The sequence below is a fragment of the Agromyces tropicus genome (assembly GCF_039531345.1).
GTDB lineage: Bacteria > Actinomycetota > Actinomycetes > Actinomycetales > Microbacteriaceae > Agromyces > Agromyces tropicus.
Genome location: NZ_BAAAPW010000002.1, coordinates 1043427 through 1063206, shown reverse-complemented (window position 1 = coordinate 1063206; position 19780 = coordinate 1043427). Strand labels below are relative to the sequence as shown.

Annotated in this window: 20 protein-coding genes and 1 pseudogene; 8 read left to right on the top strand and 13 right to left on the bottom strand. The window is 73.6% G+C overall.

Translation table 11 applies throughout. The features are described from left to right. Positions 1-23: 23 nt before the first annotated feature. A complete protein-coding gene (locus tag ABD230_RS10815; RefSeq protein WP_344373105.1) occupies positions 24-587 on the top strand; it encodes a YggT family protein in 564 nt (187 codons plus the stop codon). Between the two features lie 19 nt (positions 588-606). Here the strand turns inward: ABD230_RS10815 and ABD230_RS10810 are convergent, their stop codons facing one another. Then, positions 607-1899, bottom strand: a complete 1293-nt coding sequence (locus ABD230_RS10810) for an ATP-binding protein (RefSeq protein WP_344373102.1) — start codon at positions 1897-1899, stop codon at positions 607-609. A 173-nt stretch (positions 1900-2072) separates the two neighbouring features. Here ABD230_RS10810 and ABD230_RS10805 point away from each other — a divergent pair, with 173 nt between their 5' ends. Next, the gene (locus ABD230_RS10805) at positions 2073-2594 is read left to right on the top strand and encodes an AAA family ATPase (RefSeq protein ID WP_344373099.1); all 522 of its coding nucleotides are present in this window, start codon (positions 2073-2075) and stop codon (positions 2592-2594) included. A gap of 33 nt (positions 2595-2627) precedes the next feature. On the opposite strand, the gene ABD230_RS10800 is transcribed toward ABD230_RS10805, so the two are convergent. Next, positions 2628-3506: a helix-turn-helix domain-containing protein gene (locus ABD230_RS10800; RefSeq protein WP_344373096.1), complete on the bottom strand. Its 879-nt coding sequence runs from the start codon at positions 3504-3506 to the stop codon at positions 2628-2630. Positions 3507-3787: 281 nt separating this feature from the next. On the opposite strand from ABD230_RS10800, the gene ABD230_RS10795 reads away from it, so the two are divergent. Beyond that, the gene (locus ABD230_RS10795; RefSeq protein WP_344373093.1) at positions 3788-4156 is read left to right on the top strand and encodes a DUF7882 family protein; all 369 of its coding nucleotides are present in this window, start codon (positions 3788-3790) and stop codon (positions 4154-4156) included. A 22-nt stretch (positions 4157-4178) separates the two neighbouring features. Here the strand turns inward: ABD230_RS10795 and ABD230_RS10790 are convergent, their stop codons facing one another. After that, a complete protein-coding gene (locus ABD230_RS10790; RefSeq protein WP_344373090.1) occupies positions 4179-5222 on the bottom strand; it encodes an alcohol dehydrogenase catalytic domain-containing protein in 1044 nt (347 codons plus the stop codon). 213 nt (positions 5223-5435) lie between these two features. On the opposite strand from ABD230_RS10790, the gene ABD230_RS10785 reads away from it, so the two are divergent. After that, positions 5436-6386 (top strand): EamA family transporter, encoded by a 951-nt coding sequence (locus ABD230_RS10785; RefSeq protein ID WP_344373087.1) that lies wholly within the window; start codon positions 5436-5438, stop codon positions 6384-6386. A 15-nt stretch (positions 6387-6401) separates the two neighbouring features. Here ABD230_RS10785 and ABD230_RS10780 read toward each other — a convergent pair whose 3' ends face one another. The 3 genes and pseudogenes from ABD230_RS10780 to pip form a co-directional block, all read right to left on the bottom strand. Next, positions 6402-7160 (bottom strand): alpha/beta hydrolase, encoded by a 759-nt coding sequence (locus ABD230_RS10780; RefSeq protein WP_344373085.1) that lies wholly within the window; start codon positions 7158-7160, stop codon positions 6402-6404. Then, positions 7160-8038, bottom strand: a complete 879-nt coding sequence (gene ypfJ / locus ABD230_RS10775; RefSeq protein ID WP_344373082.1) for a KPN_02809 family neutral zinc metallopeptidase — start codon at positions 8036-8038, stop codon at positions 7160-7162. Before ypfJ ends, ABD230_RS10780 begins: the two co-directional genes overlap by 1 nt. 432 nt (positions 8039-8470) lie before the next feature. After that, a pseudogene (pip, locus tag ABD230_RS10770) lies at positions 8471-9427 on the bottom strand (prolyl aminopeptidase); the annotation flags it as partial. A 125-nt stretch (positions 9428-9552) separates the two neighbouring features. On the opposite strand from pip, the gene ABD230_RS10765 reads away from it, so the two are divergent. The 3 genes from ABD230_RS10765 to ABD230_RS10755 are packed head-to-tail and all read left to right on the top strand — an operon-like array spanning position 9553 to position 11330. Next, positions 9553-10047: a DUF427 domain-containing protein gene (locus tag ABD230_RS10765; RefSeq protein WP_344373079.1), complete on the top strand. Its 495-nt coding sequence runs from the start codon at positions 9553-9555 to the stop codon at positions 10045-10047. Between the two features lie 31 nt (positions 10048-10078). Further along, a complete protein-coding gene (locus ABD230_RS10760; RefSeq protein ID WP_344373076.1) occupies positions 10079-11092 on the top strand; it encodes a malate dehydrogenase in 1014 nt (337 codons plus the stop codon). Positions 11093-11123: 31 nt separating this feature from the next. Continuing rightward, complete coding sequence (locus ABD230_RS10755; protein ID WP_344373072.1) at positions 11124-11330, top strand: HPP family protein; 207 nt, start codon at positions 11124-11126, stop codon at positions 11328-11330. Positions 11331-11394: 64 nt separating this feature from the next. On the opposite strand, the gene ABD230_RS10750 is transcribed toward ABD230_RS10755, so the two are convergent. The 4 genes from ABD230_RS10750 to recQ all read right to left on the bottom strand — a co-directional run bounded on the left by ABD230_RS10750 (position 11395) and on the right by recQ (position 16772). After that, positions 11395-13521 (bottom strand): acyl-CoA dehydrogenase family protein, encoded by a 2127-nt coding sequence (locus tag ABD230_RS10750; protein WP_344373069.1) that lies wholly within the window; start codon positions 13519-13521, stop codon positions 11395-11397. Between the two features lie 189 nt (positions 13522-13710). Next, a complete protein-coding gene (locus ABD230_RS10745; RefSeq protein ID WP_344373066.1) occupies positions 13711-14139 on the bottom strand; it encodes a hypothetical protein in 429 nt (142 codons plus the stop codon). A gap of 38 nt (positions 14140-14177) precedes the next feature. Beyond that, positions 14178-14582: a DUF7144 family membrane protein gene (locus ABD230_RS10740; protein ID WP_344373063.1), complete on the bottom strand. Its 405-nt coding sequence runs from the start codon at positions 14580-14582 to the stop codon at positions 14178-14180. A gap of 168 nt (positions 14583-14750) precedes the next feature. After that, on the bottom strand, positions 14751-16772 hold the full coding sequence (recQ, locus tag ABD230_RS10735; RefSeq protein ID WP_344373060.1) for a DNA helicase RecQ: 2022 nt from the start codon (positions 16770-16772) through the stop codon (positions 14751-14753). A 141-nt stretch (positions 16773-16913) separates the two neighbouring features. On the opposite strand from recQ, the gene ABD230_RS10730 reads away from it, so the two are divergent. Further along, positions 16914-17615 (top strand): SDR family NAD(P)-dependent oxidoreductase, encoded by a 702-nt coding sequence (locus ABD230_RS10730; protein ID WP_344373057.1) that lies wholly within the window; start codon positions 16914-16916, stop codon positions 17613-17615. A gap of 30 nt (positions 17616-17645) precedes the next feature. Here the strand turns inward: ABD230_RS10730 and ABD230_RS10725 are convergent, their stop codons facing one another. The 3 genes from ABD230_RS10725 to ABD230_RS10715 form a co-directional block, all read right to left on the bottom strand. Continuing rightward, the gene (locus ABD230_RS10725) at positions 17646-18320 is read right to left on the bottom strand and encodes a copper resistance CopC family protein (RefSeq protein WP_344373052.1); all 675 of its coding nucleotides are present in this window, start codon (positions 18318-18320) and stop codon (positions 17646-17648) included. 3 nt (positions 18321-18323) lie between these two features. After that, positions 18324-19076 (bottom strand): YcnI family copper-binding membrane protein, encoded by a 753-nt coding sequence (locus tag ABD230_RS10720; protein ID WP_344373049.1) that lies wholly within the window; start codon positions 19074-19076, stop codon positions 18324-18326. 89 nt (positions 19077-19165) lie between these two features. Next, entirely contained in the window at positions 19166-19777 is a 612-nt protein-coding gene (locus ABD230_RS10715; protein WP_344373046.1) for a hypothetical protein, read from the bottom strand. Between the last annotated feature and the right edge of the window lie 3 nt (positions 19778-19780).

The window sequence follows — 19780 nt, the reverse complement described above, 5'->3', positions numbered from 1 at the left end:
GCGAGGGGAAGGGGGACGGCGCCATGAGCCAGGCCGACACCGATGCCGAGACCGCCTGGAAGCCGCCGTGGTATCTGCGGCTGCTCCAGATCGGCACGTGGATCCTCTACATCTGGGTGCTGATCGGGGTGATCGCGCTCCTGCTGCGCGTGTTCCTGCTGCTCTTCGCGGCCAACCCGGACGCCGGGTTCGCCGCCTTCGTCTACCGGGTGTCGGATGCGTACCTGCACCCGTTCCGCGACATCTTCCCGACGCGCGACCTCTCCGACGGCGGGTACCTCGACGTCTCGGCGATCTTCGCGATCGTCGTCTACGCGATCATCGCCGGCGGCGTCGGCGCGGGCGTCGCCGCCATCACGCGCCACATCGAACGCGGCGAGCGCAAGCACCGCGAGGAGGTCGATCGGATGATCCGCATCCAGCAGCTCCAGCGCGCGCAGGGTGTGGGGACGACCCCCTCGGGGGCGCAGGCCATCGTCGGGGGATACCCCGCCGGGCAGATGCCGGTCGGCGGTGCGGGCTACCCGCCGCCGCCGGGGGCCGCACCCTCGACGCCGCCGGGCGGCCCGACCACGCCGCCGCGCTGAGGGCGCCACGGGCCGACGGTCACACCCGGGCCAGCGCCTCGATGTCCTCGAGGAACGCGGCCGTCGTCTCCGGCGAGACGGTCGTGCGGGTCCCGGCGATCGCCTCCAGGTAGTGCTCGGTGCTCGGCCCCGCGGCATCCGCCGCCCCGCTGCCGTCACCGGCGCCGAGCGCGGCCTCGAACGCCCGCTGCGACGCACTGCGCGCGGCGAACTCGATGTCGGCGGGTGAGAAGCCGACGGTGCGGTCCACGAGCAACGGCAGGTCGACGGCCTCGTCGACCGCCTCCGGGATGTAACGCCGCCAGATCGCCAGCCGCGCCGCGTCGTCGGGCAGGCCGATGGGGATGATGTAGTCGAATCGGCCGTGCCGGAGGAACGCGCTGTCGAGGGCGCGGATGAAGTTCGTGGCGCAGATGAGCAGCCGCCCCTCCTGCTCGCGGAACGCCGGGATGATCTTCAGCAGCTCGTTCGTCACGCCCTGCAGGGGCGACGGCGGCTCGCCCGACCGCTGCGCGGCGATCTCCTCGACCTCGTCGATGAAGACGACCGCGTGCTCGAGCTCGGCGATCTTCAGGAACGTCTCGCGGAGGGCCGCCGCGAGGCCGCTCGGCTCGGCGGCGAGCCGCGACGGGAAGACCTCGACGAACGACCACTCGAGCCGCGATGCGATCGCCTTCGCGAACGTCGTCTTGCCCGTGCCGGGCGGTCCGAAGAGGACCACCGCCCGCGGCGGCACCACGCCGAACCGATCGGCGAGGTCGGGCTCGGCGAGCGGCATCACGAGCCGCTGCTCGAGGATCTCCTTCTCGCGGTGCATGCCCGCGACCGCCTCCCAGAGGTCGCGCGGCATGAGCCGGCCGCCGAGCTCGGCCAGGGAGCTCAGCTCCTCCCGCTGCACCGGGATGCGCCGCTCGAAGTAGTGCAGGTTCTGCTTGAGCTCGAAGCCCTGGCTGTGGAACGCGTGCACCCGGGTCTCCGCCTCGGGCATGAGCGCCGACAGCTTCGACAACCCGAGCGGCTCCATCTTCTTCTCGATCGCCGCGAGCAGTCCGGCGCCGACGCCCCGCCCGCGCCACGGGATCGTCGTCGCGAGGAACACGATCCAGCCCTGGTTGTGCGCGGCGCGGCCGACGACCGCCCCGATGACCTCCTCGCCGTGGACCGCCACCATCGCGTGGTCCTTCTCGAGCGACGCGAGCACCTCGCTCAGCCCGTAGACGGGCTCGATCGGTGCGGCGGTCACCTCCTCCCAGAGGTGCAGCAGCGCCTCGAGGTCGTCGCGGTGGAACTCGCGGATCCGCCATCCGGTCATCGCTGCCCTCCTTCGGCGCAGGTCCGCGGTCGCCGTCGACCTGCGGCGCGGACGCCCGCCCGCGTGCCCGAGCGTATCCGAGCGGATGCCGCGGCGCTCGCGTGTGACCACGGGACCGCCCGCACTGCGCGGGCGGGAGTAGCATCCGCTCACGGCCTCGGAGGGAGGCGGGCATGACGCACTGGTACGTCATCACCGGCGGCCCGAGCTCGGGGAAGACCACGACGGTCGACCTGCTCCGTCAGCGCGGGTACCGGACGACGATCGAGGACGCCCGGCACTACATCGACCTGCAGCGGCTCGGCGGGCGATCCGTGGAGGAGATCCGCAGCCGACAGGGCGAGTTCCAGCGGAACGTGCTCGCGCTCCAGCTCGAGCAGGAGGCGGCGCTCGAGCCCGACGAGGTCGTCTTCCTCGATCGGGCCGTGCCCGACTCGCTCGCGTACTACCGGTTCCTCGGGCTCGAGCCCGACCCCGCGCTCATCGAGGCGCTCGCGCACGTCCGCTACCGGAAGGCCTTCGTGATGGACCTGCTCCCCCTGCACCCGGACTACGCGCGCACCGAGGACGCTGGGGCGCAGCACCGCATCCACGAGCTCCTGCTCGAGGTGTACCGCTCGCTGCCGATCCCGGTGGTGCTCGTGCCCGTCCTCCCACCGGAGGAGCGGGTCGCGTTCATCCTCGACCGGCTCTGACCGGTCGCGGTCGCTCCGCAGAGGAAGCGGACCCTATCGCCGCTGCGCCACGGTGTCGGACGGCAGTTCGCCGAATCGCTGGCGGTAGGAGTCGGCGAAGCGGGACAGGTGCACGAACCCCCACCGGCGCGCGACGATCGCCACGGTCTCCCCCGGGGGCGAGAAGCGCAGCTCGTCCCGCACGCCCGACAGGCGGATGCCGCGGAGCTGCTCGGACGGCGACACGCCGAGTTCGGCGCGGAAGGCGGCATGCAGGCCCCGCGACGAGATGTGCACCGCATCGGCGACGTGCTGCACCGTGATCGCCTCGGCGGCGTGCGCGTGCATGTACTCGAGCGCCAGGCGGACGACGGTGGAGCGCGGACCGGTCGGCAGCAGGCGCTGGTCGGATGTGAGCCACACGATCTGGAACGCGTGCAGGTACGCGACGGCGAGCCGGTGGAAGGCGGCGCCCTCGACGAGCGGCTCGTCGAACGCCTCGGGCGCGGCGAGCATCGCGGTGCGCACGCGATGCACGGTGTGCTCCCAGAAGCGGCCGAGCTCCGGGCTTCTCGGTTCGAGGCCGGACTGCGTGAGCATGCGACCGGGCTCGCCCGACATCGTCGCCGCGACCGCCTCGACGCCCGCGCGATCGAGCATGGTCGCTCGCGCCGCGACGGCCTCCCAGCGCGCGGCCAGGCCGTCCGCGGCCTGCAGGTACGGCAGCGACGAGTCCACGTCGCGCCGCCCATGCCAGAGCTCGAACCCGCGGCCGCGCGCGGAGATCACGACGAGGTCGTCGGATCCTGCGATGGTCGCCGCCGGCGCCGAGAACGCGTACTCGATGACCGTGAACGACGGTGCCTGGTCGAAGCGGAGCTGCACCCGGAACGCGGCGGGGTCCACGCGGCCGAACTCCAGTCGCGGAACCATGGGCTCGAATGCTCGACGAGCGTCCTCTGGAGTACGCGTATCGATCGCGGACCGGGTCAATCCGGTCATATGACATCCTCACCCCCGGTGCGCGGGGGAGTCGCACCGAGTGCCGTCAGTGTACGTGCACATGCCGGGAAGACCTATCCCGAATCGGAAGAGTCCCGGATCCTGCGCCTCCGCGGACGCCGTCGAGCGCTAGCGTCGGGACCGCGGGAACGCGAGCATCCTCCCCCGGCTGCCTTCTCCGAGACCCTTGTCCCGCGCCGGAAGGAGCCCGCATGGGCAAGCTCGTGTACGACGGCAGGCTGTCGATCCCGATCGACGACCGGGCGCTCGCCCACCTCCAGGTCGTGATCCTCGCGAAGCTGCGACGACGCGAGTCGTTCGGCTTCACCGTCGAGGTCGACGGGCGTGAGACGAGCGTCTGGATCGGCCCGTCCGCAGCGCTCGAGTTCGACTACGCCGACCGCCGCCGGCCGGCGATCAATCGCGCGTGGCTCGAGCTCCTCGCAGCGACGGCGGCGTCGCAGGACGGGCTGGTGGTCGCGCCGGAACCGCCGCAGGAGCGGGCGCCGGATCCCGGCGAAGCACCGCGGCGACCTCGCGGGCCGGTCGTGCCCCTGCGTCCGCTGCCGGACGCCGCCTGAGCGCCGGCGCGGGGCACGGCCGCTACAGCTCGATCACGGTCATGCCCGAGCCGGCGCCGCCCGCTCGGCCCATCGCGGCGATCGCCCCGGGCACCTCGTCCAGCGCGATGGTGCGCCCGACGAGCTCGATCGGCCGGAAGGCGCCCGACGCCACCGCGCCGAGCATGTCGGGGTACTCGTGGGCGGCCATGCCGTGGCTGCCGAGGATCTCGAGCTCGCCGTCGATGACGGCGTCCATCGGCATCGCGGCGGTCGCGCTCTCGGCGAGCATGAGGCCGATCTGCACGTGGCGGCCGCGCTTGCGCAGGCTGCGCACCGATGCGAACGAGGTCTCCGGGCTGCCGAACGCGTCCACCGAGAGGTCCACGCCGCCGCCGCTCGCCTCACGGACCCGGTCGGCGGCGCCGTCGCCGCCGCGGATCGGGGTCGCACCCAGCTCGGCCGCCGCGGCGAGCGCGGCGTCCGAGACGTCGACGCCGTAGACGGGCACGCCGGCCGCGACGGCGATCATGATCGCGGAGAGGCCGACCCCGCCGCATCCGTGCACGGCGACCTGCTCACCGGGGTGGAGGCGACCGCGGCTGATGATCGCGCGGTACGCCGTCGCGAAGCGGCAGCCGAGGGAGGCCGCCTCGACGAAGCCGAGCGAGTCGGGCAGGCGGATGAGGTTGAGCGCGGCCTCGTCGACGACGACGTACTCGGCGAACGAGCCCCAATGCGTGAAGCCGGGCTGGCGCTGGGCGTCGCACACCTGCTCGTTGCCGGATCGGCACTCGTCGCAGCGGCCGCACGCGCAGATGAAGGGCGCGGTGACGCGGTCGCCGACGGCCCAGCCCGCATCCTCGGGGACCTCGGCGCCGAGCTCGGCGATCTCGCCGGCGAACTCGTGGCCGGGGACCTGCGGCAACGCGATGCCGGCGTCATGGCCCATCCATCCGTGCCAGTCGCTGCGGCAGAGGCCCGTCGCGCGCACGCGCACGACGGCGCCCCGCGGCGGGCAGGCGGGTCGGTCGACCTCGACGAGCTCGGGTTCGTCGCCGAAGCCGTGGTACATGACGGCGCGCACAGGTCCTCCTCCGGGTGGTGGCCGGCCGCCTGCCCTGCGGCACCGTGCGCCGGGTCGCGCGCCCCCTCGGCGATGACGTGAACGGATGCCGCGGCGAGGCGACCCCCGGAATCCTATCGTCGCGCGGGGCCCGGAGGGGCGCCCGCTCCCCCGGCCCGGCTGCGGACGACGGGCGAGCCTTCCGGAAGCCACCCGATTGTGTAACAATTCACCATGCGTTCCGTCCTGCTCGTCCTCGCGGCCGCCATCTGCTTCGGCACCACGGGCACGGCCCAGGCCCTCGGGCCCGAGGCCGATCCGCTCTCGATCGGTGCGGCGCGCATCCTCATCGGCGGCGGCGCCCTGGCCGCGGTGGCCCTCGCCCTCCACGTCGCCGGACGTCGGCGCGGCGCGATCGGGACGTCCGCCGCGCCGACCTCCGGCGGCCGAGCCGGGAGCGCCGGCGTCGCCGTCGCGGTCGTGGTCGGCGCCTCCGGCGTCATCGCCTACCAGCCCGCGTTCTTCGCCGGCACCGAGGCCAACGGGGTCGCGGTGGGCACCGTCGTCGCCCTCGGATCGGCGCCCGTGCTCACGGGCCTGCTCGACTGGACGCTCCGTCGCCGGTTCCCCGGCCGCGGCTGGATGGTCGCCACGGCCCTGGCGACGACGGGCGTGGCCGTGCTCGCCGCGACCACGGGCACGGGCCCGACCGCGGTCGACCCGCTGGGGATCGCCGCGTCCGTCGGCGCCGGCGGCGCGTACGCCGTCTACACGCTCGCGGGGAAGGCCCTGCTCGACCGCGGCTTCAGCTCCGCCGCGAGCATGGGCGCCATGTTCGGCGTCGCCGCCGCGATCAGCCTGCCCGTGCTGCTCGCCACCGACACGTCGTGGCTCGCCGCGCCGGGCGGCCTCGCCATGGCGCTCTGGCTCGGCCTGGTCACCACGACGGCCGCCTACCTGTTCTTCGGCGCCGGCCTGCGTCGGCTCGCTCCCGCGACCGTCTCGACGCTCACCCTCGGCGAGCCGCTCACGGCCACGCTCCTCGGCGTCCTCGTGCTGCACGAGCAGCTGCCGGGCACCGCCGTGCTCGGCCTCGCCGTGCTCGCGTCCGGCATCGTGCTGCTCGCCGTGTCGAGCACGGGGCGGATGCCGCGCCGCGACCTCGCGGGCGCCCTCTCGCCCTGAGCCCGAACGAGCGGATCAGCCGAGGCCCGACTCCTCGACGAACGCCGCCACCGCGTCGGAGATCTGGTCGCGAACGGCCTGCCGATCGGCCGTCGCGACACCGTCGCCGGGCTGTACGCCGTAGTCGCCGAACGACGCGTGGTTGCCGCCCTCGATGAGCACCGACTCCGCGTCGGCAGGGAGCAGGTCGCCCGCGGCCGCCACCTTCTCGGGGGTGCTGAGCCCGTCGTGCTCCCCGACCAGCGACAGCACCTCCAGGTCGGTGCCGGACAGGTCGTTCGCGCAGTAGCTGCCGAACAGGACCATGCCGACGACGTCGGGGCCGTTCGCGGCATCCGTCGCGTCGCCCGCGAGCTGGCAGGCGCGGACCCCGCCCAGGGAGTGCCCGCCGACGAGCCAGCGCTGCACGTCCGGCGCCTCGTCGGTGAAGGCCTCGAGCGGTCGCGTGTCGAAGAAGGCGAGGTTCAGGGTCGGGTGCGTGACGACCACCGTCATGCCGGTCTCCTCGACGACCCCGCTGAGCTTGTACAGGTACGCGCTCGGGTCGACCTTCGCACCGGGGACGAACACGAGCCCGAGGTCGCTCGCGCCCGAGGTCGGGGCGATGACGAACCCGGTGTCGACGCGGCTGATCTCCACGTCGTCGGAGCGCCACGCGTCGAGCGACGGCTCGCGCTCGCCCTGGAAGACGATGTTCGCCCACACGAGCACGCCGACCACGACGAGCGCGACGACGGCGAGGGCGCCGATCACGACGGCACCGGCGCGCCGCATCAGAGCTGGTCCCCGGACACCTGGAACGTGTTGCACGAGCCGACACCCTCGTCGTAGCCCGCCGCGAACCAGCGGACGCGCTGCTCGCTCGTACCGTGCGAGAAGGTGTGCGGCGTGACCTGGCCCTGGGTCGCCTCCTGGATGCGGTCGTCGCCGACGGCCGCCGCGGCGTCGATCGCCTGCCGGTACTCGTCCGGCGTGATCGGCTGCAGGAAGGTGTTCCCGTTCGGGTCCTCCGTCGTCGCCGCGGCCCCCGCCCAGGCGCCGGCGAAGCAGTCGGCCTGCAGCTCGACGCGAACCGCGTTCGACGTCGGTCCCGTCTCGCCGTCCCGTGTCGAGTCGAGCACGCCCGCGATGTTCTGGATGTGATGGCCCCACTCGTGCGCGACGACGTACATCTCGGCCAGCGGGCCGCCCTCGGCTCCGAACCGCTGCTCGAGCTGGTCGTAGAACGACGTGTCGATGTAGATCGTCTGGTCCGGCGGGCAGTAGAACGGGCCCGTCGCGGACGACGCGTTGCCGCACCCGGTCGACACCGCCTGGTCGAAGAGGACGAACCCCTGCGGCTGCACGTAGTCGAGGCCGATGCTCGGCGACGCCTCGGCCCAGTACGCGTCGAGCGACGCCGCAGCGCCCTTCATCCGGCAGTCGATCCGCTCGTTGGCGTCCTGGCCGGTCCGGCACTCCTCGAGCGAGGAGTCCTCCGCCGCGGGCGCGCCGCCGCCGCCCCCGATGAGGCCGCTGAGGTCGACGCCGAGGAACGAACCGAGGAGCACGATGGCGAGCACGCCGAGGCCGCCGCCCACCGCGATGCCGGCGTTGCGGCCGCGGCGCGACGTCTTGCCGCCGCCGATGTCGGCCTTGGGGTTGAAGGTCATGGCCCGACGCTATCGCGCGGACTCGTCCTCGACATCCGCCTTTCGCTCGACGTCGCCGGAGGCTACGCTCGACGGCGCCTCTGCGTCATCCGGCTCGTCGTCCTCGTCCGGATCGTCATCGGAACCGTCGTCGTCGTCGTCCTCACCCTCGTCGTCGTCCTCGGCCTCACCCTCGTCGTCGTCGGACGCATCATCATCGTCGTCATCGTCGGACGCGTCGTCGTCGGAGGCCTCATCGGCCGGATCCGCGCCGAGGTCCTCGTCGCGTCCCTCGGTGTCCCACTCGACGTCGTCCGAGGCGTCGTCCTCGCGATCGCCCTCGTCGTCTCCGTCGCCCGCCTCGTCGGTCTCCCCGGCCTGCTGCCCGTCATCGCCGTCGCCGTCGTCCGGCCCGTCGGCGTCCGACACGGCACCACCGGGCATCCGCTCGTCCGCGCTCGCGAACCGATCCGTCGCCGCGATCAGCGCATCGAGGATCCCGGGCTCGTCGAATGCGTGCCCGGCGTCGTCGATGATGCGCAGGTCGGCCTCCGGCCACGCGCGATGCAGGTCCCAGGCCGTCATCGTCGGCGTGCAGATGTCGTAGCGCCCCTGGACGATGACGGCGGGGATGCCGCGCAGCCGGTGCGCGTCGCGGATGAGCTGCCCCTCCTCCCACCACCCGCCGTTGCGGAAGTAGTGGTTCTCGATGCGGGCGAAGGCCGTCGCGTACTCGGGCGAGGTGAACCTCGCGATCGTCTCGGCCTGCGGGAGCAGCGTGATCGTCGACGACTCCCAGCGCGACCACGCGATCGCCGCCGGGCGATGCACGGCCGGATCCGGATCCGACAGCAGCCGGTGGTACGCCTCGATGAGGTGCACGCGGTCGCCCAGCGGGACCGGGGCGAGGAAGTCCTCCCACAGGTCGGGGAAGATCGCCGACGCGCCGCCCTCGTAGAACCAGTCGAGCTCCTGGCGCCGCAGCGTGAAGATGCCGCGCAGCACGATCTCGGTGACCCGCTCCGGGTGGGTCTCGGAGTACGCGAGCGCGAGCGCACTGCCCCAGGACCCGCCGAACACCTGCCATCGTTCGATGCCGAGGTGCGCGCGCAACCGCTCGAGGTCGGCGACGAGGTGCCAGGTCGTGTTCGCCGACAGGTCGGCGTCGGGTTCGGAGGCGTGCGGGATCGAGAGTCCGCAGCCGCGCTGGTCGAAGAGCACGATCCGGTACTTCGACGGGTCGAACAGTCGACGATGCGCGGGCGAGGTCCCGCCGCCGGGACCGCCGTGCAGGAACACCACCGGCTTGCCGTCGCGGCGACCGGAGACCTCCCAGTAGATGTGCTGGCCGTCGCCCACGTCGAGCATCCCCGTCTCGAGCGGTTCGATCTCCGGATACAGTTCGCGCATCGGCTCCCCCTTGTCTCGACACGCTAGCGAACCGGCGGATGCCGCGCGCGCGGCGCGCCGCCCGAGGCACCCGGGTCACAGGCACCCTCCGGCGGCCTCCCAGCCTCGCGCCGTACGGTGCCGCCATGCGTCCCGTCCCAGACCGCGTGCGCCCCGGCCAGGAGTCCGTGTGGGACTATCCCCGGCCACCGGCGATCGAGTCCGTCGACGTCCGCCTCGCCATCGACCTCGGCGGTCGGCGGATCGTGGACACGCGCGACGTCGTCCGCGTCCTCGAGACGAGCCATCCCCCGGTGTACTACGTGCCGGCCTCGGCCTTCGTGCCGGGTGCGCTGGTGCCCGCGGCGGGCGCGTCGTTCTGCGAGTTCAAGGGCGCCGCACGGTACTTCGACGTCGTCGGGGGCGAGCGGACGGCGGCGCGCGCGGCGTGGACGTACCCGGACCCGTCGCCCGGCTACGAGGACCTGCGCGGCCGCGTGGCCGTCTACGCGGGGCCCATGGACGAGTGCTCGGTCGACGGCGAGGTCGTGACGCCCCAGCCCGGCTCGTTCTACGGCGGCTGGATCACGTCGGGCGTCGCCGGCCCGTTCAAGGGCGCGCCCGGCAGCATGGGCTGGTGAGCCGCCGCAGGGGGCGGCGTAGGCTCGGCACATGAGCCGCAGACCGGTCACCATCACGATCACCGGCGCCGGGGGGCAGATCGGCTACGCGCTGCTCTTCCGCATCGCCTCGGGGGCGATGCTGGGGCCCGACACCGCCGTGCGCCTGAACCTCCTCGAGATCCCGCAGGGGCTGCGCGCCGCCGAGGGCGCCGCGCTCGAGCTGCAGGACTCCGCGTTCCCGCTGCTCTCGCACGTCGAGGTGACCGCCGATCCCGCGGTCGCGTTCGACGGGGCGAACCTCGGCCTGCTGGTCGGCGCGCGGCCCCGCACCGCGGGGATGGAGCGCGGTGACCTGCTCGAGGCGAACGGCGGCATCTTCGGCCCGCAGGGCAGGGCGATCAACGACCATGCGGCGGACGACGTCCGCGTCGTCGTCGTCGGCAACCCCGCGAACACCAACGCGCTGATCGCCGCCTCCAACGCGCCCGACGTGCCGAAGGAGCGGTTCACCGCGCTCACGCGACTCGACCACAATCGCGCGCTCGGCCAGCTGGCCGCCGCCGTGGACACGCCGGTCGGCGGCATCCGCGGGGTGACGATCTGGGGCAACCACTCCGCGACCCAGTTCCCCGACATCGCCCACGCGACCGCCGACGGCGACCCCGTTCCCGGGCTCCTGGCGGCGCGCCTCGGCGGGGTCGACGCTGCGCGCGAGTGGCTCGTCGACGAGTTCATCCCGCGGGTCGCGAAGCGCGGTGCGGAGATCATCGAGGTGCGCGGCTCCTCGTCGGTGGCCTCCGCGGCGTCGGCGACGATCGACCACGTCCGGGACTGGGTGCTCGGCACGGGCGACGGCGGCCGCACGAGCGCCGCGATCTGGTCCACGGGGCAGTACGGCGTCGCCGAGGGCGTCATCTCGTCGTTCCCGGTCGTCGCCGAGGACGGGGAGTGGCGCGTGGTCGAGGGGCTCGCGAACGACGAGTTCGCCCGCACCCGCATCGACGCGTCGGTGGCGGAGCTCGTGGACGAGCGCGAGGCGGTCCGAGCGCTCGGCCTGGTCTGAGCCCCGGCGCACCGCGGCCTACGCTGGGGGCATGTCCGCACGCGAGCCGTTCTCCCCCGCACGCCGCCGCCAGCTCGTCGTCGGCCTCGTCGTCGGGCTGATCATCGGCGTGGTCGTCAGCCTCTGGACTGGGTTCTGGCTGTGGCTGGCCGCCGGGCTCGCCGTCGGCCTCGCGACCGGTGCGCTCATGAAGCCGCCGGGCGAGGACGAGGACCCGAAGCGCACGCCGCGCCGCTGACCCCACGCCGCACGCACGACGACGGGCCGGGCGCTGCGCGCCCGGCCCGTCGTCACGGCGTCCGCTACCGCTTGGACTTCGTCGACTTCTCCGGCTCGGCGAGCGTGCCCGCCTCGCGCTGCGCGGCGTAATAGGCCCGCGCCTCGTCCTGGCGCGCCTGCTCGGCGCCCGACGCGATCGGCGCGCGCAGGTGCTCCGGCGCGAAGCCGAACGCGTCCACGAGGTCCAGGGCGTACGGGCGCAGGCGCTCGATCAGGCGGTCGATGTAGGCGCTCACGGCCTGCGCGCGCTGCGGCGAGAGCCGGCCCTGGATCAGGTACCACGACAGGTGCTTCTCGAGCAGGCCCAGGCCGAACAGGTCGCGCATCCACGTGAGCACCTGCTTGGTGCCCGGGTCCTCGGTGCGGGCGAGGCCGCGCGTGAAGGCCTCCCACTGCAGCAGCTCGGCGTGTGCGCGCGCGGCCTCGATGAGCTCGTTCTGGTTGCGGTTGAACAGCGCGGCGGCCTCGGGCTTCGAGAGCTTCCGCGAGTCGCGCAGGCGCCCGGCGATCTCGGAGACCATCGCCTCGACGCGGTCGGTCAGCAGCTCGCGCTGCGACTCCTCGTCGCGCAGCTCGCTCACCGAGCGCGCGGTGGAGCCGAAGTCCGCGACCGTCTGGGCGAGGCGGCGCAGGCCCGTGCCGTGGTACGCGCGGTCGGCCGCCTGGGCGACGACGTAGCGCGCCATCGCCCCGGCGTCCGCCTTCGCGAACTGCTTCGAGAAGTCGGTGAGCAGTCGCTTGGCGACCAGCTGCAGCAGCACGTTGTTGTCGCCCTCGAAGGTGACGTAGATGTCGAGGTCCTGGCGGAGGCCGACGAGCCGGTTCTCGGCGAGGAAGCCCGCGCCGCCGCACGCCTCGCGCGCCTCCTGGAGCGTCTCGAGGGCGTGCCACGTCGACAGCGGCTTGAGCGCCGCAGCGATGGTCTCGAGGTCCTGCCGGTCGTCGTCGGTGTCGGCCTCGCCCGAGAAGACGGCGTCGAACTTCACCAGGAACTCGTCGTGCGCGAAGACCTGCGCGTAGGTCGTGGCCAGCTTCGGGATCAGGCGACGCTGGTGGCGCTGGTAGTCGAGCAGCACCTCCTCGTCGGTGTCGCTGCCCGCGTTGAACTGGCGGCGCTGCGTGCCGTACGTGATGGCGATCGCGAGGGCCATGGCGGTCGCGGTCGTGGCGGCGCCGTCGAGCGAGACGCGGCCCTGCACGAGCGTGCCGAGCATCGTGAAGAACCGGCGGCCTGGGCTCGAGATCGAGCTCGTGTAGGTGCCGTCGGCGGCGACGTCGCCGTAGCGGTTCAGGAGGTCCTCGCGCGGGACGCGCACGTCGGTGAAGTGGAGCCGGCCGTTGTCGATGCCGTTGAGGCCGCCCTTCAGGCCGTCGTCCTCGCCGCCGATCCCGGGGAGGAACTCGCCGTGCTCGTCGCGGATCGGGACGTAGAAGGCGTGCACGCCGTGGTTGACGCCCTTCGTGATCAGCTGCGCGAACACGACCGCCGCGATGCCGTGCAGCGCCGCGTTGCCGAGGTAGTCCTTCCATGCACCGCGGAACGGCGTGTGCAGCACGAACTCCTCGGTCTCGGGGTCGTAGGTCGCCGTCGTGCCGATGGCAGCGACGTCGGAGCCGTGGCCGGTCTCCGTCATCGCGAACGCGCCCGGCACGTCGAGGTTCATGATGCCCGGCAGGTACTTCTCGTGGTGGCGCTCCGTGCCGAGGTGGAGCACGGCGGCGCCGAAGAGGCCCCACTGCACGCCCGACTTGATCTGCAGGCTCGGGTCGGCGAGCACGAGCTCCTCGAAGGCGGCGATGTTGCCGCCGTGGTCGTCGTCGCCGCCGAGCGACTTCGGGAACGCCTTGTGCACGGCGCCGGACTCGACGAGCAGCTTCAGCTGGCCGAGCACGCGCTCGCGGTGCTCCGCCATGGTCTGGCCGTCGATGCGCTGGTAGGCGGGGTCGGCGGCCCGCTCGCGCGCCGCGAGCCGGATGTCCGCCCAGGTGCCGAGCAGCTGCCGGCCGAGCGCCGCGACGTCCACCACGGGGGCGGCGCTCGCGTCGATCGGGGTGCCCGCCGGAGTGGCGGCGGCGGCGCGCTCCGGCGTGCCGGGCCGCTCGGCCTTCGGCGCAGGAGTGGTGGCGGTTCGGGATGCCGTATCGACCATCGTCGGTTCGTCCTTCGTACGCGGAACAGGGCTGCTGCCACGGTAGGACGGGCCGCGATCGCACCGGAAAATCTGCGTCAGCCGCCTACAAAGCGGCCTCGGAGGCGCGCGAACGAGCCTGTGGAACCCTACAAACCGGACCCGTCGGAACCTTGGATGATCGACAACGATGTCGACGGAGGCCGACGGTCAGCGCTCATCCGGCTGGTCCGGCGCGAGCCCGCGGAAGTACCGCGTCGACTCCCTGGACCAGACCAGGAGCAGGATCGCCAGGGCGATCAGCGCGCTGACGATCTCGTTCGGCACGGTCTCCGGGTTCGCCACCGCGGCCGCCGCGGAGGCGATGATCGAGAAGGCCTCGATCACCGTGATCGCGATGCGGGCCACGGCGTTCCCGCGCATGAGTCCGAGCGCCACGACCGCGGCGATCGCGCCGAGCACGAGCGAGATCGAGCCCATGATCACCCACGTGCTCCGGTTCCCGTCGACGTCACCTGCCGCGGCGATCAGGAACACGACCCCGGCCACCAGGTCGAGCGCCGCGTTCACCCACACCAGCGCGGCGACCACCGTCACCGCGGCGGGCCGCTGCACACCCTCGATCCCCTGCTCCGACATCCGGTCTCCCCTCGACTCGTTCCCGTTCGGTCCGCGGCTCAGCGCGTGAAGAAGGTGCTCGACTTCGGGGTCCAGAGCAGGATCAGGACGAGCACCGAGACGGCGACGCCGATCCACTCGCCGACGGGGAAGCCGAGGTAGGCGACCGCGAGGAAGAGGGAGCCGATGAGCGAGAGCACCTGCAGCACGGTGACGATGAGGCGCGCGGCCTGGCTGCCGCGCAGCAGTCCGCCCGCGAGCACCGCGGTGATGAGGCCGACCACGATCGAGCCGATCGCGGCCGCGATGAGCTGGCCGGTGCCGCCGAAGCCGTCCACGACGTCCTGGACGGGCAGCAGGAACAGCAGGATGACCCCGGAGATCATGTCGAGGGCTCCGGCGATGAACGCGAGCACGCCGATGATCGTCACGGTGACCGGTCGACTTCCCTGGACTGCGGACATCTGCTCCCCCGAATCCGGACCGCGCCGACGGCGGCCTCACGCCTGATGCTAGCGAGCCGCCCGGTCGGCGGTCGAGGACGTTCGCCCCGTGTCGAGATCACGATGGCCACGCGCGTCCGGGCCGCGACTGCGCGGCACGGACGCCCGACCCGAGCGACGTGCGCGCGGTCAGCCCGCGTGCTCGGACACGACGCGCACGAGGGCCGCGCCGTAGGCGTCGAGCTTCTTGGCCCCGATGCCCGAGATGCCGTCGAGCTCCGCCACGGCCGCGGGCCGTCGCACGGCGACCGCGCGCAGGGTCGCATCGCCGAAGACGATGTACGCGGGCACGCCCTGCTCGCGCGCCTCGCCGGCGCGCCAGGCGCGGAGCGCTTCGAACAGCTCGGCGTCGCGCGGCTCGAGGTCGGCGGCCGCGGGTGCGGCGGCGCGGCTGGAGCGGGAGGCGCGCGCGGGCCGCTCGGGTTCGGTCCGGAACGCGACCTCGCGCGCACCGGAGAGCACGTCCGCCGAGGCATCCGTCAGCGCGAGCACGCCGTACTCGCCGACCGTCTGCAGCAGGCCCTGGGCGAGCAGCTGCCGGACGACGCCGCGCCACTGCGCCTCGGAGAGGTCGCCGCCGATCGACCAGGTCGCCAGGGCGTCGTGGCCGTACTGCTCGACGCGGGCCGTGCGCTTGCCGCGCAGGATGTCGACCAGGTGGCCGGCGCCGAACCGCTGGCCGCGCTCGCGCTGCATTCGGACGATCGTCGACATGAGCTTCTGCGCGGGGACCGTGCCGTCCCACGAGGCCGGCGGCTCGAGGCACGTGTCGCAGTTGCCGCACGGCTCGCTCGCCTCGCCGAAGTACGCGAGCAGGTTCTGCCGCCGGCACTGCACGGTCTCGCACAGCGCGAGCATGGCGTCGAGGTGCGCGGCGAGTCGCCGGCGGTGGGCGAGGTCGCCCGGGCTCTCGTCGATCATGCGCCGCTGCTGCACCACGTCCTGCAGGCCGTACGCGAGCCAGGTGGTGGACGGCAGCCCGTCGCGGCCGGCGCGACCCGTCTCCTGGTAGTAGCCCTCGACCGACTTCGGCAGGTCGACGTGCGCGACGAAGCGCACGTCGGGCTTGTCGATGCCCATGCCGAACGCGATGGTCGCGACGACCACGACGCCGTCCTCGCGGAGGAAGCGCTCCTGCGTTCGGCGCCGCGTCTCGGCGTCGAGCCCGGCGTGGTACGGCATGGCGTCGACGCCGTTCGCGGCGAGGAACGCCGCGAGCTTCTCGGTGCTCGCGCGCGAGAGCGCGTAGACGATGCCGGCGACCGCCGTGCCGTCGGCGTCGCGGCCCTCGGTCCGCACGAAGTCGAGCAGCTGCCGCCGCACGTCGAGCTTCGGCGCGATGCGGTACTGGATGTTGGGGCGGTCGAAGCTCGAGACGAAGTGCCGGGCGTCGCCCAGTGAGAGCCGCTGCGTGATCTCGCGATGCGTCGCCTCGGTCGCGGTGGCGGTGAGCGCGATGCGCGGCACGTCGGGCCAGCGCTCGGCGAGCTCGGCGAGTGCGAGGTAGTCGGGGCGGAAGTCGTGGCCCCACTGCGCGACGCAGTGCGCCTCGTCGATCGCGAACAGGGCGATCGTGCCGCGCTCGAGGAACCGCTTGGTCTGCTCGGACCCGAGGCGCTCGGGCGCGACGTAGAGCAGGTCGAGCTCGCCGGCGAGGTACGCGCGCTCGACGGCGGCCCGTTCCGGCCCGGTCTGCGACGAGTTCAGGTAGCCCGCGCGCACGCCGTTCCGCACGAGCGCGTCGACCTGGTCGTGCATGAGCGCGATGAGCGGCGACACCACGACGCCCGTGCCCTCGCGCAGCAGCGCGGGGACCTGGTAGCAGAGGCTCTTGCCGCCGCCGGTCGGCATGAGCACGACGGCGTCGCCGCCGCCGGCGACGTGGTCGATGATGGCGGCCTGCTCGCCGCGGAACGACTCGTAGCCGTAGACCGTGCGCAGCGCCTCGACGGCCGAGGCGAACCTCGACGGTGCGACCGCGGGCGGTGCGTCGACGCGCCGCCCGGTTCCCCCAGCGACGGACGCCGACCCGTCGGCGGGCGGAGGCGGCGCCCACTCGTCCTCCGGCGGCACGAGCTCGTCCGGGTCCCACGGGACCTCGTCGGACCAGGCGGGCGCGCCGGCCGGCTCGGGGTTCTCGCTCCAGGTCACCCGACGACCCTACCCGGCCGACCCGACACGCCTTCCGGGGTGCGCACGGGTGCGCGATCGAGGACGCGCTGGAGGACGGGTCGCGGTGCGAGTGTCCTGTGAACCCGTGCCGAGCGCGCCCGCCCGACCTAGGCTCGCGCCATGACCCGCCTCGAGCAGTCCCGCGTCCTCGTCGTCGGCGCGACCGGCGCCCTCGGCAGCTTGATCGCCGAGCGCCTCGAGGATCGCGGCGCGCGCGTCGTGCGCCACGGCCGAGACGAGGGCCGGCTCGAGGACCGGGCAGCGGACGGCGGCGGCATCGCGGTCGACCTCACGGACGAGGACGCGCCCGAGGTCATCGTCGCGCGGGCCGTCGAGCAGCTCGGCGGGCTCGACGTGATCGTGTTCGCCGCCGGCGTGGTCGGGTTCGACACGGTCGCCGAAACCGCGGAACAGGACCTCGAGACCCTGTTCACGGTGAACGCCCTCGCCCCCATGCGGATCGTCTCGGTCGCGCTGCCCGCGCTGCGCGAGTCGGCCGACGCGGGCAACGAGCCGGTCGTGCTCACGCTCTCCGGGATCGTCTCCGAGCTGCCGACCGCCGGGCTCGCGAGCTACTCGGCCTCGAAGGCGGCCCTCGCCGCCTACATCGCCGCAGCCGGCCGGGAGCTCCGGCGCAGCGGCATCCGCCTGGTCGACGCCAGGCCGGGCCACATCGAGACCGGGCTCGCCGACCGACCGCTGTTCGGCACGGCGCCGAGGTTCCCGCACGGACACGACCCTGCGGCCGTGGCGGATCGGCTGGTGCAGGCGATCGAGGACGGCACGACCGCGCTGCCGCCCGACGCGTTCAGCGGATCCTGATCCGCGGCGCCGGGCGGCAGCGGATGCTGCCTAGGCCTCGGCGGACGGCCCGCGCGGTCCGTCGGACCCGGTGGTCGCCTCGCCGTCGTCGTGGGCCTCGGCCGCCTCGGGCCGGCGACGCACGAACAGCAGGGCGACCCCGGCGGCGACGAGCACCGCGAGCACGCCGGCGCCGATCCACAGCAGGTCGGTCGCGGCGCTCGCGCCCGCGGCATCCGCCTCGTCGTCGGCGGAGCCGACCGCGTCGCCCGGGCCGACCGCGTCCGAGCCGCCCGCGGTCTCGCACACGGCCTCGTCGGCGCCCTCGGCGAGCACCTCGCCGTCAGCCGGCTGCCAGTCGAACGAGAAGTCGCCGGAGATCGGATGGCCGTCGGCGGAGACGACCCGCCACACCACGGTGTACTCGCCCGCCGGACCGAGGTCGGCGGCCACGCTCGCGACCGGGCCCGTGATGGTCGGGCACTCGATCGCGTAGTGGCGCCCGTCGGGGCCGATGACGTCCATCGCACCCGCGCCGTCGGCGTCGAGCAGGGCGTCGTTGGTCTCGAGCGACACCGTGCCCGGCTGGGCGGTCACGGTGTCGCCGTCGTCGGGCGAGATCGCGATGACGGTGTTGTGCGCGAAGGCGGGCACGGCCGGCCCGGCGATCACGGCGGCCGCGGCGAGCAGGGCGCCGGCGGCGACGGGGAGGTGTCGGGGTGCCACGGCTCAGGCCCCCTTCCGGCGCGTCGCCGCGATCGCGACCACGAGTCCTGCGGCGCCGACCGCGAGGCCCGTGATGCCGAGCACGCGACCGACGACGTCGACCGTGCCCTCGGTCGACGCCGTGGCCTCGGCCTGCTCGGTGTGCTCGTCGCCGTGCTCGTCCGCGTGCTCGTCGCCCTCGGCGGCGTCGCCGTGCGCGTGCGCGTCGCCCGTCGCCTCGGTGACGGCGATCGCCGGCGCGGGGTGCTCGGGCTCGGAGCCGTCCGCCGCCGCGGACTCGTTCCACTCGGTCGAGCCCTGCTCGCAGGTCTGGAGCACCGGGAACTCGAGGGTCTCGCCCGCGGCGTCCTCGGGGAGGAGCACCTGCATCGAGAACGTCTCGCGGTAGCCGTCGGGCTGCGGGGTCCCGGCCGTGTAGACGACCTGGCCGACGCGCTCGGCGACGACGTCGCCGTGGGCGCCCTCGACTGGCTCGGCCAGGTCGACCATGACCTTCTCGACCGTCCAGCCCGACTTGAGCGTGGGCGTGACCGACAGGATCGATTCGGGCACGTCGACCGTGTACGAGACGGTGGACGAGCCGTCGCAGCCGTGGCCGGAGGCGAACTCGAGCACGGCGTACGAGCCGGCCGCGGTGGCGCTCGGGTTCACGACGACGTGCGCCTGCGCCGCGAGCGGGGCGGCCAGGGCGAGGAGGGTGCCGGCGCCGAGGGCGGTCGCGGCGGCGGCGGTGGTGGTACGGGTGATGGATCGCATGGGTTCTCTTCTGCTCGGGTGCGCGGACGCGCTGCCGGATTCGGGCAGTGGTTCGTGACGTCGGCGCGAACGGTTCGGGGTCGTGGCCGTCAGGCGGCGACGAGCGCCGCCGGGGGACCCCGGTGCCGGAGCGAGGAGAGGAGGCGGATGCCGAGGTCGGGCGTTCCGTCGCGTCGCTCGACGGGACGGGCGACGGCTGGGACCGGCGCCGGCGCATCGCCCAGCACGCGGCCGAGGAACCGGATGCCGTGGGCCAGCGCCGCCGCCACGGCGGCCACGAGCGCCGCCGAGCGGTCGAGCGCACTGAGGAACGCCAGCGTCAGCGCGGCCGCCACGACGTGGGCGACCGGCATGCCGGCGTGACCGTGGTCGACCGCGACGAAGAGGTCGAGCGGGATGGTGCCGCCCGCGTGCAGCGCGTGCGGATCGACCGCCCCGGCGACGCCGGTCGTCGGGGACCCGAGCGCGTAGAGCACGTGCAGCAGGACCTGCGCTGCCAACGCGGCCGCCGCCGCGCGCAGCCGAGTGGTCCGGCGGCCGACGAGGACCATCGCGATCGGAGTGCCGAACGCCAGGGCGAGGACGATGGCGAGCATGCCGGGCGGGCGCCCACCGCCGACGGTGTGGGCGAGGGATGCCGCGAGCACCGCGAAGGCGGCGATGGCCGCGCCGCGCGCCACGCGTGCACCCCGGGAACTCACCCG

Excerpts from the sequence above, each read along its gene's own strand:
- ABD230_RS10750 (WP_344373069.1), bottom strand. The coding sequence starts at position 13,521 with ATGGTCGATACGGCATCCCGAACCGCCACCACTCCTGCGCCGAAGGCC.
- ABD230_RS10800 (WP_344373096.1), bottom strand. The coding sequence starts at position 3,506 with ATGGTTCCGCGACTGGAGTTCGGCCGCGTGGACCCCGCCGCGTTCCGG.
- ABD230_RS10780 (WP_344373085.1), bottom strand. The coding sequence starts at position 7,160 with ATGCGGCGCGCCGGTGCCGTCGTGATCGGCGCCCTCGCCGTCGTCGCG.
- ABD230_RS10740 (WP_344373063.1), bottom strand. The coding sequence starts at position 14,582 with ATGTCCGCAGTCCAGGGAAGTCGACCGGTCACCGTGACGATCATCGGC.
- ABD230_RS10765 (WP_344373079.1), top strand. The coding sequence starts at position 9,553 with ATGCGTCCCGTCCCAGACCGCGTGCGCCCCGGCCAGGAGTCCGTGTGG.
- ABD230_RS10805 (WP_344373099.1), top strand. The coding sequence starts at position 2,073 with ATGACGCACTGGTACGTCATCACCGGCGGCCCGAGCTCGGGGAAGACC.
- ABD230_RS10810 (WP_344373102.1), bottom strand. The coding sequence starts at position 1,899 with ATGACCGGATGGCGGATCCGCGAGTTCCACCGCGACGACCTCGAGGCG.
- ABD230_RS10760 (WP_344373076.1), top strand. The coding sequence starts at position 10,079 with ATGAGCCGCAGACCGGTCACCATCACGATCACCGGCGCCGGGGGGCAG.
- ABD230_RS10730 (WP_344373057.1), top strand. The coding sequence starts at position 16,914 with ATGACCCGCCTCGAGCAGTCCCGCGTCCTCGTCGTCGGCGCGACCGGC.
- ABD230_RS10755 (WP_344373072.1), top strand. The coding sequence starts at position 11,124 with ATGTCCGCACGCGAGCCGTTCTCCCCCGCACGCCGCCGCCAGCTCGTC.
- ypfJ (WP_344373082.1), bottom strand. The coding sequence starts at position 8,038 with ATGACCTTCAACCCCAAGGCCGACATCGGCGGCGGCAAGACGTCGCGC.
- ABD230_RS10815 (WP_344373105.1), top strand. The coding sequence starts at position 24 with ATGAGCCAGGCCGACACCGATGCCGAGACCGCCTGGAAGCCGCCGTGG.
- ABD230_RS10745 (WP_344373066.1), bottom strand. The coding sequence starts at position 14,139 with ATGTCGGAGCAGGGGATCGAGGGTGTGCAGCGGCCCGCCGCGGTGACG.
- ABD230_RS10795 (WP_344373093.1), top strand. The coding sequence starts at position 3,788 with ATGGGCAAGCTCGTGTACGACGGCAGGCTGTCGATCCCGATCGACGAC.
- ABD230_RS10785 (WP_344373087.1), top strand. The coding sequence starts at position 5,436 with ATGCGTTCCGTCCTGCTCGTCCTCGCGGCCGCCATCTGCTTCGGCACC.
- ABD230_RS10720 (WP_344373049.1), bottom strand. The coding sequence starts at position 19,076 with ATGCGATCCATCACCCGTACCACCACCGCCGCCGCCGCGACCGCCCTC.